This window comes from Streptomyces sp. AC550_RSS872 (assembly GCF_019049285.1).
GTDB lineage: Bacteria > Actinomycetota > Actinomycetes > Streptomycetales > Streptomycetaceae > Streptomyces.
In genome coordinates, this window is record NZ_JAGMUL010000152.1 from 15,644 (window position 1) to 30,250 (window position 14,607).

13 protein-coding genes are annotated in these 14,607 nt (G+C 72.4%); 6 read left to right on the forward strand and 7 right to left on the reverse strand.

Annotated features, from left to right (window positions below):
- The first annotated feature begins 4 nt into the window (after positions 1 to 4).
- On the forward strand, positions 5 to 568 hold the full coding sequence (locus KUM44_RS37390; protein WP_217214220.1) for an NADPH-dependent FMN reductase: 564 nt from the start codon (positions 5 to 7) through the stop codon (positions 566 to 568).
- Positions 569 to 626: 58 nt separating this feature from the next.
- Here the strand turns inward: KUM44_RS37390 and KUM44_RS37395 are convergent, their stop codons facing one another.
- The gene (locus tag KUM44_RS37395) at positions 627 to 1,532 is read right to left on the reverse strand and encodes a LysR family transcriptional regulator (RefSeq protein ID WP_217214221.1); all 906 of its coding nucleotides are present in this window, start codon (positions 1,530 to 1,532) and stop codon (positions 627 to 629) included.
- Positions 1,533 to 1,666: 134 nt separating this feature from the next.
- On the opposite strand from KUM44_RS37395, the gene KUM44_RS37400 reads away from it, so the two are divergent.
- Positions 1,667 to 1,897, forward strand: a complete 231-nt coding sequence (locus KUM44_RS37400; RefSeq protein ID WP_217214222.1) for a hypothetical protein — start codon at positions 1,667 to 1,669, stop codon at positions 1,895 to 1,897.
- Positions 1,898 to 2,319: 422 nt separating this feature from the next.
- On the opposite strand, the gene KUM44_RS37405 is transcribed toward KUM44_RS37400, so the two are convergent.
- Positions 2,320 to 3,288, reverse strand: a complete 969-nt coding sequence (locus KUM44_RS37405) for a TerC family protein (protein ID WP_217214223.1) — start codon at positions 3,286 to 3,288, stop codon at positions 2,320 to 2,322.
- 235 nt (positions 3,289 to 3,523) lie between these two features.
- Between KUM44_RS37405 and KUM44_RS37410 the strand changes: the two genes are divergently transcribed.
- The 4 genes from KUM44_RS37410 to KUM44_RS37425 all read left to right on the forward strand — a co-directional run bounded on the left by KUM44_RS37410 (position 3,524) and on the right by KUM44_RS37425 (position 7,594).
- Positions 3,524 to 4,501, forward strand: a complete 978-nt coding sequence (locus KUM44_RS37410) for an alpha/beta hydrolase (RefSeq protein ID WP_217214224.1) — start codon at positions 3,524 to 3,526, stop codon at positions 4,499 to 4,501.
- Positions 4,502 to 4,676: 175 nt separating this feature from the next.
- Positions 4,677 to 5,681 (forward strand): helix-turn-helix domain-containing protein, encoded by a 1,005-nt coding sequence (locus KUM44_RS37415; protein WP_217214225.1) that lies wholly within the window; start codon positions 4,677 to 4,679, stop codon positions 5,679 to 5,681.
- A 140-nt stretch (positions 5,682 to 5,821) separates the two neighbouring features.
- Entirely contained in the window at positions 5,822 to 6,280 is a 459-nt protein-coding gene (locus tag KUM44_RS37420; RefSeq protein WP_217214226.1) for a MarR family winged helix-turn-helix transcriptional regulator, read from the forward strand.
- A gap of 120 nt (positions 6,281 to 6,400) precedes the next feature.
- Complete coding sequence (locus KUM44_RS37425) at positions 6,401 to 7,594, forward strand: CaiB/BaiF CoA-transferase family protein (protein WP_217214227.1); 1,194 nt, start codon at positions 6,401 to 6,403, stop codon at positions 7,592 to 7,594.
- A 164-nt stretch (positions 7,595 to 7,758) separates the two neighbouring features.
- Here KUM44_RS37425 and KUM44_RS37430 read toward each other — a convergent pair whose 3' ends face one another.
- The 5 genes from KUM44_RS37430 to KUM44_RS37450 form a co-directional block, all read right to left on the reverse strand.
- The gene (locus KUM44_RS37430) at positions 7,759 to 9,816 is read right to left on the reverse strand and encodes a beta-galactosidase (RefSeq protein ID WP_217214228.1); all 2,058 of its coding nucleotides are present in this window, start codon (positions 9,814 to 9,816) and stop codon (positions 7,759 to 7,761) included.
- 90 nt (positions 9,817 to 9,906) lie between these two features.
- Positions 9,907 to 10,908: a LacI family DNA-binding transcriptional regulator gene (locus KUM44_RS37435; protein WP_254390686.1), complete on the reverse strand. Its 1,002-nt coding sequence runs from the start codon at positions 10,906 to 10,908 to the stop codon at positions 9,907 to 9,909.
- 160 nt (positions 10,909 to 11,068) lie between these two features.
- Positions 11,069 to 11,938 (reverse strand): fructosamine kinase family protein, encoded by an 870-nt coding sequence (locus tag KUM44_RS37440; RefSeq protein ID WP_374202117.1) that lies wholly within the window; start codon positions 11,936 to 11,938, stop codon positions 11,069 to 11,071.
- Positions 11,939 to 11,983: 45 nt separating this feature from the next.
- The gene (locus tag KUM44_RS37445) at positions 11,984 to 12,439 is read right to left on the reverse strand and encodes a (2Fe-2S)-binding protein (protein ID WP_217214230.1); all 456 of its coding nucleotides are present in this window, start codon (positions 12,437 to 12,439) and stop codon (positions 11,984 to 11,986) included.
- Between the two features lie 23 nt (positions 12,440 to 12,462).
- The gene (locus tag KUM44_RS37450) at positions 12,463 to 14,562 is read right to left on the reverse strand and encodes a molybdopterin cofactor-binding domain-containing protein (protein WP_217214346.1); all 2,100 of its coding nucleotides are present in this window, start codon (positions 14,560 to 14,562) and stop codon (positions 12,463 to 12,465) included.
- Positions 14,563 to 14,607 lie beyond the last annotated feature (45 nt).

Below are 14,607 nucleotides of genomic sequence, written 5' to 3' on the forward strand. Positions count from 1 at the left end.
TCGCATGTCTGTTCGCATCCTCGCGCTCGTCGGCAGCCTTCGCGCCGGTTCGCACAACCGTCAGCTGGCCGAGGCGGCCGTCAAGCTCGCTCCCGAGGGCGCCGAGGTCGTGCTCTTCGAGGGCCTGGCCGAGATCCCCTTCTACAACGAGGACATCGACGTCGAGGGCGGCGTCCCGGCCACCGCCGCCAAGCTGCGCAAGGCCGCGCAGTCCGCCGACGCGTTCCTGCTCTTCTCCCCCGAGTACAACGGCACGATCCCGGCCGTGCTGAAGAACGCCATCGACTGGCTGTCCCGCCCGTACGGCTCCGGTGCCTTCGGCGGCAAGCCGGTCGCCGTGGTCGGCACCGCCTTCGGCCAGTACGGCGGCGTGTGGGCGCAGGACGAGACCCGTAAGGCCGTGGGCATCGCCGGCGGCAAGGTGCTGGAGGACGTCAAGCTGTCCATCCCCGGCTCCGTGACCCGTTTCGCCGAGACGCACCCGGTCGACGACGCCGAGGTCGCCGCGCAGCTGACCGAGGTCATCGCGCGCGTCCACGGGCACGCGGGCGAGGCCGTGGCGGCCTGACCGGATACGAGGTTGCCCCAAGGGGCCGGAGCCGAGCGCTCCGGCCCCTTGGCGTGCGTCAGGCCACCGCCGTCGGCGCCAGCTCCCGCAGCTCGCGCAGCGCCGCAGCCACCGCGGGGCGCTCCCGGCAGCCCCTGCGGGTGCAGGTGAGGACCTTGCGATGCGGGTCGCCCACGCAGCGCACCCGCGTGATCGGCAGGTGCGGCGTCAGCTGGGCCAGCCTCGGCACCAGGGCGACGCCGAGCCGGTGGGCGATCAGGTGCGCGGTGACGTTCCAGTCCACCGCGTGGTGGACCACGTCGGGGGTGAACCCGGCCGCCCCGCATGCCGACATCACATGCGGGCGGCAGGCACTGTCCGGCATGGGCGCGATCCAGTGCTCGCGCGCCACTTCCCCGAGCTCGACGCGCCCGCGCCCGGCCAGGGGATGGTCGTCGGGGACGACGAGGTCGTACGGGTCGTCCAGCAGCGGCTGCTGGTCGAAACGCGCGTCGCTGAGCGGCGGGTTGCGCGGGGTGACCTCCACCACGGCCAGGTCGACCTCCCCCTCGAAGAGCTGGTCGAAGCTCCCCGGCACACCCGCCTCCTGAATCCGTACGGTCAGCCGCGGATACCGTTCCCGCAGCCGTACGGCCATCGGTGCCAGCAGCATCGAGATGGCCGTGGAGAAGCCGTTGACGCGCAGCTGTCCGGCGGGGGCGCTGTACTCGGCGCGCAGGTCGAGTTCGGCCGCCTCCCAGCGCTCCGCGATCGCGTCGGCGTGCGCGAGCAGGCTCTCGGCGGCCGCGGTCAGACGCACCCCTCGGCCCTGCGGTTCGAGGAGGTCGACGTCCAGGTCACGGGCCAGCTGGCGGATCTGCTGGGAGGCGGCGGACGGGGTGAAGTGCAGGGCGCGGGCGGCCGCGGTGACCGTGCCGTAGTGCGCCACGGCCCTCAGTACGTGCAGTCGGCGCAGATCAATCATGAAGCCCAGGCTTCAAGGTGACGTCCAGAAAGTCAACCTGGACGTACACGAACGCTGCACCGCACCCTTGGTCATGTCGCGCCGGTCGACCAGCACGACGAGTACCACCAGCCATCGACGTACGAGGAGTCGCCATGACCAGCACGACCGGTACCGTCTGCCCGCACTGCGGGTGGCCCGACGGCGCCGAGCCCTACCAGGTGGTGTCCCGGCACAGCACGGCGGCGGGCAGCACGGTGTGGACGCGGTGCGCCTGTGGTTCGTTGCAGGTCCGCAACGTGGACGCCAGCGGGATGCGGGTCGTCTCGCGCAGCCGGCCCTCGGCGACGCCCGCAAGGAGCGCGGCGAACTCGCCCTCCCGGTGACCCTGACCGTCCGGATCGGTCGAGCCCGGCCGGCCGTTGCACGGCCGGGGCCGCGAAGTGCTCGATGAACGCCGCCGGTTCGCCCGTACGCGGGCCGAGGATCACCGTGTCGATGCCGAGCCCGGTGCAGCCGGCGACGTCCCGGGTGAAGGCGTCGAGGTCGCCGCCGCTGACCGCCTCGCCCGTGTACACGACCGCCCTGCGGATCCCGTCGCGGCCGCGCCCCTCGGGGTCGCAGTGGCCGCGCAGGACGTCGAGCTTGTGGCGGACCTCGTCGGGCGACGTGGCGATCTTGGCGAGCAGGCCGGGTGACGGTACGTCACACCGGTGACCAGGGCGCCGCGGCGGACCGTGGAGGTGTGGGCGGCGAGATGGCCGAGGAGCCGGACGCGGACTCGGTTCACCTGGTCCGCTCGGCGCCGCTACGGCGTGCCCTCCGCCTCCGCCGGCTCCCGCTTCCTCGAAGCCCGCAGGCTCGTAGCCGTCGTGACCGCCAGGACCAGGACGATGAAGCCGAGGGAGAAGGGGATGCTGATCTCGGGGACGTGGACGCCGGACTCGTGCAGGGCGTGGAGGACGAGTTTGACGCCGATGAAGCCGAGGATGACCGACAGGCCGTAGCTGAGGTGGACCAGCTTCTTGAGGAGGCCGCCGATGAGGAAGTAGAGCTGTCTGAGGCCCATCAGGGCGAAGGCGTTGGCGGTGAAGACGATGTACGGGTCCTGGGTCAGCCCGTAGATGGCGGGGATGGAGTCGAGCGCGAACAGGACGTCCGTCGAGCCGATCGCCAACATCACGACCAGCATCGGGGTCATGATCCGCTTGCCGTTCTCGGTGATGAACAGCTTGGTGCCGTGGTAGCGGTCGGCCACGCCGAAGCGTTCCTCCGCCATCTTCAGCAGCTTGTTCTCCTGGTACTCCTCCTCGTGCTCCTCCTTGCGGGCGTCCTGGATCAGCTTCCATGCGGTCCAGATCAGGAAGGCGCCGAAGAGGTAGAACACCCAGGAGAACGCCGAGATGATCGCCGCCCCGGCCGCGATGAACCCGGCGCGCAGCACGAGCGCCACGATCACGCCCACCATCAGTACCCGCTGCTGGTACTTCGAGGGCACCGCGAACTTCGCCATGATCAGGACGAAGACGAAGAGGTTGTCGACGCTGAGCGACTTCTCGGTGATGTAGCCGGCGAAGAACTCGCCCGTGGGCCCGCCGCCACCGTAGAAGGAGAGCCCGACGCCGAACAGACAGGCCAGGACGACCCAGACGACGGTCCACGTCCCCGCTTCCCGGAGGGAGACGTCGTGGGGTTTGCGGCCGATGAAGAAGTCCACGGCGACGAGCGCGCAGAGGGCGACGACGGTCAGCAGCCAGACAGAGAGTGAGACGTTCACGGGTGAAACTCCTGGTGCAGGTGGGGCCCTGACAGCGTTGTCGCCATCTGATCGTCCCTTCCACCCACGACAGGTGAACAGAGGGTCATGTCCTGGCAAGCTTCAGGTCACGAACCTGCCACCCGCCGTACGGCGGGCAGGTTCCGCCGAACGGCGGCCCTCCGGCCGGGGCCGGTGCGCGGATCATGGCCGCAGAGCCGCCGGGCACTCACGTGCCCCCGTGTGAGGAGAACGCATGACCCAGGCCCCGCCGCCCCCGTTCGATCCCGAGCTCGCCGCCGCCCTGGAGATCATCAAGGACATGATCTCCCCCGGTCTCACGATGGACGAGATAGCCGACGTCCGTCAGGGCGCGGGCATCCAGATGCTGGCCGAGCTGGATCTGACCCTGGACGGCTTCTTCGAGGTCGAGGACCGTACGGTGCCGGGCCCCGAGGGCGCGCCCGGGATCTCCCTGCTGATCTGCCGGCCCGCCGCCCCCGCGGAGGCGGACACGCGGCCCGTGATCTACCACGTCCACGGCGGCGGCATGGTCATCGGCAACAACCGCGTCGGCGTCGACGCCGCCCTGGCCTGGGCGAAGGAGCTGGACGCGGTCGTGGTGTCCGTCGAGTACCGGCTCGCGCCCGAGCACCCGCATCCGGCGCCGATCGAGGACGTGTACGCCGGCCTGGAGTGGACGGCGAAGAACGCCGCCGAGCTCGGTGCCGACCCACAGCGGATCGTCGTCGCGGGGGCGAGCGCCGGCGGCGGCCTGTCCGCGGCGCTGGCCCTGCTCACCCGCGACCGCGGCGGCCCTCAGCTGATCGGCCAGCTGCTGATGTGCCCGATGCTGGACGACCGCAACGACAGCTCGTCCACCTACCAGATGGCGGGCCTCGGCATCTGGGACCGCACGGCGAACGAGACGGGCTGGACGGCGTTGCTCGGTGAGCTCCGCGGCGGACCCGACGTCCCGGCGTACGCGGCGCCGGCCCGGGCCGAGGACCTGTCCGGGCTGCCCCCGGCCTTCCTGGACGTCGGGTCGGCGGAGACCTTCCGTGACGAGGTCGTCGCCTATGCCTCCCGGATCTGGCAGGCGGGCGGGGTGGCCGAGCTGCATGTGTGGCCGGGCGGCTTCCACGGGTTCGACGGGTTCGCTCCGCAGGCGGCGTTGTCGCAGGCGTGCCGAGGAGCGCATCTGGCATGGCTGAGGCGGCTGTTGAGCCGGTAGGACCGCCTGTTCGTCTCCCGGGCTCCTGAGTGCGCGGGCGCGGTCGTTCGTGGCTTGTCGCGCGCCGTTCCCCGCGCCCCCCGGGGGGGCGGCCGCCGGTACCGCCGTTTTCCGTGCGGGTGCGTCTGCGGCAAGGCCCTCCTCGCCGCTTGACCGCATACCGCACCATGGGCCTATGAAAGAGCTGGCCGGACGTCTCACCGCGCTGGATCCGGATGCCGGGGCCGCCGTACGCGTCATCGCCTACTTCGATCGGCTCGCCGAGTCCCGGGCCGGGCTGGAGGCGTTGGTGCGCGGTGCCGCCGTGCTGGCCGGGGTACCGGCGCGGCTGGTGGACGCGGACCGGCGGGTGCGGATGCGGGTCGAGGCCGACGGGACACGCCGGGAGAGCGATCTGCCGCCCGATCCCGGCTGGCCGTCCGCGGCACTCGCGCCGGGTGGCGCTCCCGCGCTGTGGCTGGAGCGGGCTCGGGCGGCGGAGCCCAGCGTCGTCGACGCGGTGATCCTGGAGCGGGCCGCCGGTGCCGTACGGCTCGTTCTCGACCGGACGCGCGGGCGGGCGCCGGCCGATGATCCGGCGCTGGTGGAGACCGTCCTCGACGCCACGGCTCCGCGAGCGGCGCGGCTGCACGCGGCCCGTCGACTGGGGCTCGATCCCGCGGCACCGGCCCGCGTCCTCGCCCCGCTCGACGGCCGCCCGCGCATCGCCCCCGCGCAGGGGGATCCCGAACCGCTCGCCGGCCGGACGGGCGTGGGCCCCGTCGTGCCCGTGCTCGACCTGCCGCGTTCCTGGGAGCAGGCCCGCGTCGCGCTCCGGTTCACGGCCGAGGGCACCGCGCAGGACCCCGGCCCCGGTGTCGTGCACGCCGACGAACTGGGCGACGTCGCTCTCCTCGCCCACCTCGTCGCACCGGGCGCCGAACCGCCTCCCGACGTACGGGCCCTGGAGGCCGCCGCGGCCGCCGCGCCCTGGCTGCTCACCACGCTGCACGCCGTCGCCACGACGGTGAGCCTGCGGGCGGCGGCGGCCGAGATCAACGTCCACCACTCCACCCTCCAGGAGCGGCTCGCCCACGCCGAGCACCTGCTGGGCTGGCCACTGCGCACTCCGCAGGGCCGGTTCAGGCTGGGTCTGGCCCTGGCGATGCGGCATTTGGCACGGAACCAGGGGGAGCAGTAGCGACAGCCGGGTTCAGGTCAACGGAAGGCGGAGGCCTGCGGAGAAACTGCTTGCAGGCGCGCCATATACGCCATGGCCGTATATTTCGCTGATGCCCTATCCTGGATGCCACATCACATCGGGACGGAGGAACCGGCGCCATGACCGCGACGGACCCCGCGCTCACCGCCCTCGCGCAGGGCTGGTGCGCGCTCTCCCTGCTGCACGGCAGGATCGAGGCGCACATCGAGCGCGCCCTTCAGGCCGGGCACGATCTGAGCGTGCGCGAGTACTCCCTGCTGGACGTGCTCAGCCGCCAGCACGACGGCGAGGGCGGCCATCTCCAGATGAAGCAGGTCGCCGACGCGGTCGTCCTCAGCCAGAGCGCCACCACCCGGCTCGTCACCCGCCTGGAAGACCGCGGCCTGCTCTCCCGCTACCTGTGCCCCACCGACCGCCGCGGCATCTACACCGACGTCACCGAAGCAGGCCTCCGCCTCCTGGAAGAAGCCCGCCCGACCAACGACAAAGCCCTGCGCGAAGCCCTCGACCAAGCCGCACAGAACCCCGAACTCGCCCCCCTGGTCCGGACGGTGGAGACACTCCGCGTGCCTGACTGAGTCCGGCCGCCGCGGCCGGGACGCGTCGCCCAACAGCCCCGGACGAGTGGCGAAACGCGCAGGTCAAGTGGGCCGGAGCGGCATTGACAGGGGTCGGGAGGGGTCGTAGAACTGGGCCCTATGATCGCGCAGCAGCTTCCCCTGTCCGGCATCACGGTGGTCAGCCTCGAGCAGGCCGTGGCCGCCCCCTACGCCACCCGGCAGCTCGCCGACCTGGGCGCACGCGTGATCAAGGTGGAGCGGCCCGGGGACGGTGACTTCGCCCGCCGCTACGACACGACGGTGCACGGTCACTCCAGCTATTTCGTGTGGCTCAACCGGTCCAAGGAGTCGCTCACCCTGGACCTCAAGGACCCCCGGGGCCGCGAGATCCTGCACCGGCTCCTCGACGACGCCGACGTCTTCGTGCAGAACCTGGCGCCGGGCGCGGCCGACCGGCTCGGTCTGGGGGTCGAGGCGCTCGGTGAGCGGTGGCCGCGGCTGATCCCGTGCACGATCTCCGGGTACGGCTCCTCGGGGCCGTGGGCCGACCGCAAGTCCTACGACCTGCTGGTGCAGTGCCAGACCGGCCTGGTGTCGCTGACCGGAAGCCCGGAAGGGACCGCCCGGGCCGGCATCTCCATCGCCGACATCGCCGCGGGGATGTACGCGTACAGCGGCATTCTCACCGCCCTGTTCACCCGCGCCACCCGGGGCACGGCCCACCCGGTGGAGGTGTCCCTGTTCGAGGCGCTGGCCGAGTGGATGGGCCAGCCCGCCAACTACACCCGGTACGGCGGCACCCAGCCCCCGCGGCTGGGTACCCAGCACCCCACCCTCGCCCCGTACGGCGCCTTCAGGGCCGCCGACGGCAAGGAAGTGCTGTTCTCCATCCAGAACGAGCGCGAGTGGGCCGTCCTGTGCGCGCGGTTCCTGGACCGGCCCGAGCTGACCGACGACCCCCGCTTCGCCACGAGTTCCGCCCGCGTGGCCCACCGCGACGAACTCAACGCGGTCGTCGCCGAGCGCTGCGCCCGCTCCGACGCCGAGGAGATCCTCAAGGACCTGGAGTCCATCGCCATCGCCTGCGCCGGGGTCAACGACGTCGCCGCGTTCCTCGACCACCCGGTCCTCGCCGCCCGCGACCGCTGGCACGACGTGACGGTGCCCGGCGGTGCGACGGTGCAGGCCCTGCTGCCGCCGGCCGACCTCGCCGGTCTGCCCGCGCGCATGGACCCCGTACCGGCGGTGGGTGAGCACACGGAGGCGATCCTCACCGCGCTCGGCCGTACCGGCGCGGAGATCGAGGCCCTGCGCGCCGACGGCGTCATCTGACCGGTCCTCCGACTGATCCGACCGAAGGCCGCGCGCCCCTCGCACGTCACAGTGCCGGGGCGGCCCGGCACCGCCCCGGCCATGCGGCAGCCGGACGACAACGGCTCCCCCGCGCCGCGCCGCACGGTGACCGGTGCGCGGCACGGACCGGGTCGCCTCCCTCCTCACCGCTCCTGGAGAACCTTCACATCCCACGGACCGAGGGGCACTTCGGTGGCGTACTCGGCGCCGGACAGTACGTCCCCTACGGCCTGCGGGACGGTGACGGTGACCGGATCCCACGACCAGTTGTGCAGGAACCTGACCCGGCGGCCGTCACGGGACCTGGCCGAGGTCGAGGTGACACTCGGGTGCGCCGGGGCCCAGGCGTCGGCGGCCGGAGTCGCCCACTGGAGTAGGGCCTTGGCGAAGGCCGGGTCCGGGACGGTGCCGACGTAGGTGATGCGGCCGGCACCGTGACGGTGGGTGGTGGCGGCGGGCCAGCGTCCGAAGTGCGGGTGCTCGTAGGCCGCCAGCTCCTCGGCGCCCTGCGGTCGCAGACCGTCGGCCCAGTGCAGCGCGCGGGCCTCGGGCGGGAGGACCAGGCCGCCCGTGCCGGTCACGGGGAGCGGGGCGTCCAGGTTGCTGAACTCGTCGTACGTCACGCCGGCCGCGTCGGCGAGACGCCCGGGCTGGACGTCGGTGCGGGCGCGCGCCTCGTGGTCGCCGTAGGCGGTGCGAGGGCCGAGCACCAGGTGGCCGCCATGCGCGGCGTACGCCTTCAGCCGGTCCAGGGTGGTGTCGTCGGCGGCGTAGTAGGCCGGGGCGACGAGGACCGACGGCAGTTCGGCGTCGGGGAGTTGGCCGGGGTGGAGGATGCGGGACTGGAGGCCGGCGTCGAAGGCGCCCCGGTAGAAGGCGTCGAAGACGGTCTCGTAGGACCGGTCGTCCGGGCCGCCGTCGGGCTTGGCCAGCGGGGGCTGTGCCTGGAGTGCCCATTTGCTGGGGCCGTCGTAGAGGAACGCGACGTCGGCGTCCGGGGCGAGCGACGCCACCAGATCGCCTGCTTTCTCCAACTCCTCCCCCAGTGCGGAGAGTTCGCGGTAAACGCGGCCGGGGCGGCCGTTGTGCGGCAGGACACCGCCCCAGTACGTCTCGGCGCCGAAGTGCAGGGTGTGCCAGTGCCAGTACTCGATCATCGAGGCGCCGCGCGAGATGAGCGCCCAGGCGGCCTGGCGGTACTGGCCGTCGTAGGCGGGCCGGTTGTTCCACGGCCCGCCGATGGCCTGCGCATTGGTCTCCGTGACGAGGAACGGCTCCTGGCGTGAGGAGTACATGCGATCGGCGCTGCGGTACAGCGCCCAGGTGCCGTCGGTCGGCCAGTCCTGCCCGGAGCCGCCCCGGTCGGGCAGGGCGAGGGCGTCCTGCATCGTGTAGTACGGGTTGCCCGCGGTGACGTCGAGCCGCTCGGTCAGCTTGTCGTCCTCGACGCCCTGAAGGTCGTAGCAGATGCAGGTGGTGACGAACTGGCCCGGGCGGGCGTACTCCCGCACGATCTCGGCCTGCCAGGCGATGAACTCGGTGGTGAGGCCGGCCTGGAAGCGCCGCCAGGCCAGGTCGTACTGCGGTTGGACGTTGCCGTCGGGGGTCCACAGGTCGGCCCACGTGGACAGGCGGTGCGACCAGTAGACGAGGCCCCATGCGCGGTTGAGGGTCTCCACGTCGCCGTAGCGTTCGCGCAGGTGGTCGGTGAAACGCTGGAAGACGCCGTGGTTGTGGAAGAGGTGCAGGCCGGGTTCGTTGTCGACCTGGAAGCCGATGACGGCCGGGTGGCCGGCGTAGCGGGCGACGATCTTGCGGATGATCCGTTCGGCGTGGAAGCGGAACGCCGGGTGGGTGAAGTCGACCTCCTGGCGAGCGCCCCAGCCGTGGCGCATCCCGGTGCGGTGCTCCCCCGCGATCTCCGGGTACTGCCGGGCCAGCCACGGCGGCACCGCGTACGTCGGGGTCCCGAGGATCACCGCGATGCCCCGCTCGTGGGCGCCGTCCAGGACCGGGTGGAGCCAGTCGAGGTCGAAGCGGCCGTTCTCGGGCTCCCAGGTCGACCAGACGGACTCACCGACCCGGATCACGGTGAAGCGGGCCTCGGCCATCAGGTCCAGGTCGTCCTTGAGCCGCTCGTGGGGCTGGTACTCGTGGTAGTAGGCGGCGCCGAACAGGACGCGGGGTGCAAGCGCGAACATCCTTCTCCCATACGGTGGTTGAGGTGATCCGGTGCGCGCGGGCAGCAGGTTGCCCTTCAGGCCGGGTACGGCGGTGTGCCGGTGCCGACGTCACGTGGTGCGGATGGGTGCGGTGGAGGCCCGTACGGTCAACTCGACGGCCGGTTCGGTGGGTTCGGCCGGTTCGGGGCGGCCCTCGATCAGGGCGATCAGGTGGTCCACGGCGCGGTCGGCGACGGCGGCGAAGTTCTGGCGGACGGTGGTCAGGGGCGGGGAGAGGTAGGCCGCGGCGGGGATGTCGTCGTAGCCGATGACGCTGATGTCGTCGGGGACGCGTCGGCCCGCCTCGGTGAAGGCGTGCAGAGCGCCGATCGCCATGTCGTCGTTGGCGACGAACACGGCGGTGACGTCGGTGAGTCGGGCCAGCTGCCGGCCGGCCGCGTATCCGGCGGCCGGACTCCAGTCACCCTCCGTGGCGAGGGGTGGTTCCGGGGCTCCGGCCGCGGCCAGGGCCTCGCGCCAGCCGCGGAGACGGTCGCGGGCAGCCCACCAGTTCTGCGGGCCGGGAATGTGCCAGACGGTGCGGTGGCCGAGGGAGAGCAGATGCTCGGTGGCGATGCGGGCCGCCGCGACCCCGTCGGCGCAGACGACCGCGCCCACGCCCTCGGTGAGGTCGACACCCTCACCGAGGCTGACCACCGGCACGTCCGCGCCGAGCCTGAGCGGTGTGCCGTCGTCGATGGGCTCGGACAGCACGATCCCGTCGACGCCCTGCTCCAGCAGCGCCTCGACGGCGACGGACACCGGCTGCCCCTCCAGGGTGCCGGCCAAAGCGAACGAGTATCCCGCCCGTTGCATCGCCCGCTCCAGGGTGAAGAGCAGCGTCGACGGTCCGTACAGGGCGGTGCCCAGGGAGACGACGCCGATCCGCCGGTAGCGCCCGAGGAGCAGGGCGCGCGCCGCGTTGTTCGGGCGGTAGTCCAGCTCCCCGATGACCCGGAGCACACGGTCGCGGACCTCCGGGCTGACATGCGGTTCACCGTTGACGACCCGGGACACCGTCTTCTGGGAGACACCGGCGGCACGGGCGACCTCGGTCATCGTCGTCGCCATGGGAGCTCCCGGGGGCAGCGGCTCGATCGACTCTCGACTACGCAGTCAGACGCAGCGACAGCCCTGCGGCCGCTGCCATGACTACGTAGTCACGCCAGTGCAAGTGTCGGGAGCGTTCGGCGCACAGTCAATGGTTCGTGCGCCGGTAGTCGTTCGTGCGTCAACCGGTGCGCAGAGACGTCCTGGCCGCCGTGAGGGCCTGTTCCGCATAGCCGCGGCCGAAGAGGACGGCGTGCACCAGGAGCGGGAAGAGCTGGTGCAGGGCGATGCGGTCGGCCCAGCCGTCGGCCAGCGGGGCGGTCCGCTGGTAGCCGTCCAGGATCCGGTCGAGGTGGGGGCAGCCGAAGAGGTGGAGCATCGCCAGGTCGGTCTCGCGGTGGCCCCCGTGCGCGGCCGGGTCGATCAGCCAGGTGTGCCCGTCGGCGCCCCACAGGACGTTGCCGTTCCACAGGTCGCCGTGCAGTCGGGCGGGCGGCTCGGCGGGGCCCGCCAGTTCCGGGAGCCGTTCGCAGACCTGCTCGAACACCGGCGCCTCGGCCCCGCCGACCGTGCCCTCGTCGACCGCGCGACGCAGATACGGCAACACCCGGTGCTCGGCGTACCAGCGGGGCCAGTCGGGGCCGGTGACGTTGCGCATCGGGGCGAGCCCGATGTACGCGTCCTCGGGGCCGCCCGGCGGTGGGGCGCCGAACGCGGGTGCGCCGGCGGCGTGCAGTGCGGCCAGATCGCGGCCGAACCGCTCCGCCGCGTCGGCGCGGGGATGCCCGGTCGCCACCCGGTCCGTGACCAGCCACCGCCCGTCGTGGCCGTGCACGACGGGGATACGGACGGTGCCGGTCTCGGCCAGCCAGCGCAGCCCGGCCGCCTCGGCCGGTGCGGCCCGGTCGCCGTCGCCGCGCTTGACGATCACCTCCTGCCCGCCGTCGAGGGTGACTTCGGCGAGCGCTCCGGAGAGCCGGCGTTCACCGGTGACCGGACGCCCGGTGAACCGCGCCGCCACGGCGCCCGGGCCGTTCAAGGAGTTGTCCACGGCCATCAGCGTACGGACGCTTCCGGCCGTACTGAAGGCGGCCGGTCAGCTGCCGGTGGCCGCCTTGTCGATCGCCTCGCGGATCCGTGAGTAGGTGCCGCAACGGCAGACGTTCTCGATCCGGTCGATGTCGGCGTCCGTCGGCCGGGGCGTCTTCTTCAACAGGGCGGCCGCGGCCATGATCTGGCCCGGCTGGCAGAAGCCGCACTGGGCGACGTCGCAGTCGAGCCAGGCCTGTTGCACCGGGTGGAGCCGGTCGCCGTCGGCCAGGCCCTCGATGGTGGTGACCTCGCGGCCGGCGCACTCGGCGACCGGGACGACGCAGGGCTGGATCTCGTCGCCGTCGAGATGGCTGGTGCAGGCGCGGCAGGCGCCCACGCCACAGCCGTACTTGGGGCCGGTGACGTTCAGCAGGTCGCGCAGGACCCACAGCAGGGGCATGTCGGCGGGCGCCTCGACGGTGACCTGCTTCCCGTTGAGGGTGAAGGAGTGGGAGGGCATCGAATACCTTCTCTTCGGGTGGCTCAGAAGTTCAGGGGGAAACGGCGCGGCTTGGTGCCGGTGGCCCGGGCGTAGGCGTTGGCGACGGCGCCGGCCGCGGCGGGGACACCCAGTTCTCCGGCTCCGCCGGGATCGCGGTCGGAGGGCAGGATGTGCGCCTCGAAGTGCTGGGGGGCGTGCCGCTGGCGGGCGTAGTGGAAGTCGGCGAAGCTGCTCTCGCGGACGGCGCCCCGGTCGATGTGCAGTCCGGCGCGCAGGATCGTGGAGATCCCGTCGACGGCGGTGCCCATGAGCTGGGCCTCGAGTCCGCGCGGGTTGACGGCCGTTCCGACGTCGGCGGCCATCACCACCTTGGTCACCCGTGGGTTCTTCGGGTCGACGGCGTCGATCTCGACGAGACACGCCGCGCAGGAGTCGTACTCCTCGTGGACGGCCACGCCCTGGGCGTGGCCCGCCGGCATGGTCCGGCCCCATTTCCCGGCGCCGGCGACCTTGTCCAGTACCGCCTTGACGCTCTTGCTGCGCAGGGTCGTACGGCGGAAGGCGACCGGGTCCTTGCCGAGGCTGCGGGCGATCTCGTCGACGACGATCTCCTCGGCGGTGCGCACGGTGCCGGAGTCGACCGAGCGCCAGGCGCCGAGGGGGATCGCCAGGTCGACCGAGCCCGAGTCGCCGGAGAGGCGTCCGAAGTTGTAGAGGCCGCTGTCACTGGGGAGCGGGGCCGCCGCCGGGGCGCGTACGGCGGAGCGCACGCCGCCCTGGGCGGACAGGCCCTGCTTCTCGAAGGATTCGCTGACCGAGGCCGTCGCATGGGCGAAGGCGACCACCCGGCCCCGGTCAAGGCTGGCCCGGATCCGGTGCTGGGACGCCGGGCGCATCCTGCCGTGCCGGATGTCGTCGGCCCGGCTCCACATCAGTTTCACCGGCCGGCGCGCCTTCTTGGAGATCAGGGCCGCCTCGATCGCCGCGTCGTGGTTCAGCCGCCGCCCGAACGAGCCGCCGCCGCGCACCACATGGACCCGCACCTTCGACACCGGCAGGCCGATGGCCGAGGCGATGTCCTCGCGCGCGGACATCGGCGTCTGGGAGGAGAACCAGATCTCGGCCCGCTGTGCGCGGACGTCCGCGATGGCGGTGAGCACCTCCATGGGCGCGTGACTGACGAAGGCGAACTCGAACTCGGCCTCGGTCTGCGCCGATCCGCTCGGCGGGGGCGCCAGCCTGGGGACGGCGGCGCGCAGCCGGGAGCGGATCCCGGAGTCGGAGAGGTGCGCCAGAGGACCCGGTGCCCACGTGATCCGGAGCGCGTCCCGGGCCTGGAAGGCGTGGTGGAAGGTGTCCGCGACCACGGCGACACCACCGTCGATCCGCACGACCGCGTGGACACCGGGCAGGGCACGGGCGGCCCGGGAGTCGAGCGAGACGACCTTCCCGCCGAGCGTCGGCGGCCGGGCCACGACCGTCGGCTTGGCTCCGGCCACCGTGAGGTCTCCGGTGTACGTGGCCTTGCCGGTGATGATGGCGCGTGCGTCGATCCGGGTCGTCGGCCGTCCGATCACCCTGTGCCTGGACGCCGGCTTGGGTCCGGTCGAGACCGTCGGGCGGGTGATCCGGGCGGCGCTCCTGGTCAGCGACCCGAAGGTGGCCGTGCGTCCGTCCGGTGCGAAGACCCTTGTGTCCCGGGTGCGCAGGGTGCGCGCGGGGACGTGCCAGCGGCGGGCGGCGGCGGTCACCAGTTTGGCGCGGGCGGTGGCGGCCAGTTGGCGGGCCGGGCCGTACAGCGAACTGACCGAGCTGGAGCCGCCGGTGAACTGGTTGCCCTCGCTGCGGGCGTCGGCGAGCGGGATGTCGACGTCGGCGAGCCGGGCGTCCAGCTCCTCGGCGATCATCATGGCGACGGCAGTGGTGACGCCCTGTCCGACCTCGACGCGCGGCAGCCGTACGACGACCTTGTTGGCCGGGGTGACCTCCAGGACCAGCATCTCCGCGTCGGTGCCGGTGACCAGGACGTCGGACGACCGACGCGCGCCGTCCGCGGGTTCCTCGGCGCCCTGGGCGGTCCAGCCGTCGCAGCCGAGCGGCGCCGCGACGGTCAGGGTGGTCGCCGCGAGGGAGTAGACCACGAACTGCCGACGGGACAACTGACGGGCCAACAGGCGCTCCTCTCC

Coding starts and splice junctions, on each gene's coding strand:
- KUM44_RS37420 (WP_217214226.1), top strand. CDS start 5,822: ATGACCGCGACGGACCCCGCGCTCACCGCCCTCGCGCAGGGCTGGTGC.
- KUM44_RS37410 (WP_217214224.1), top strand. CDS start 3,524: ATGACCCAGGCCCCGCCGCCCCCGTTCGATCCCGAGCTCGCCGCCGCC.
- KUM44_RS37425 (WP_217214227.1), top strand. CDS start 6,401: ATGATCGCGCAGCAGCTTCCCCTGTCCGGCATCACGGTGGTCAGCCTC.
- KUM44_RS37400 (WP_217214222.1), top strand. CDS start 1,667: ATGACCAGCACGACCGGTACCGTCTGCCCGCACTGCGGGTGGCCCGAC.
- KUM44_RS37415 (WP_217214225.1), top strand. CDS start 4,677: ATGAAAGAGCTGGCCGGACGTCTCACCGCGCTGGATCCGGATGCCGGG.
- KUM44_RS37390 (WP_217214220.1), top strand. CDS start 5: ATGTCTGTTCGCATCCTCGCGCTCGTCGGCAGCCTTCGCGCCGGTTCG.
- KUM44_RS37445 (WP_217214230.1), bottom strand. CDS start 12,439: ATGCCCTCCCACTCCTTCACCCTCAACGGGAAGCAGGTCACCGTCGAG.
- KUM44_RS37430 (WP_217214228.1), bottom strand. CDS start 9,816: ATGTTCGCGCTTGCACCCCGCGTCCTGTTCGGCGCCGCCTACTACCAC.
- KUM44_RS37435 (WP_254390686.1), bottom strand. CDS start 10,908: ATGGCGACGACGATGACCGAGGTCGCCCGTGCCGCCGGTGTCTCCCAG.
- KUM44_RS37395 (WP_217214221.1), bottom strand. CDS start 1,532: ATGATTGATCTGCGCCGACTGCACGTACTGAGGGCCGTGGCGCACTAC.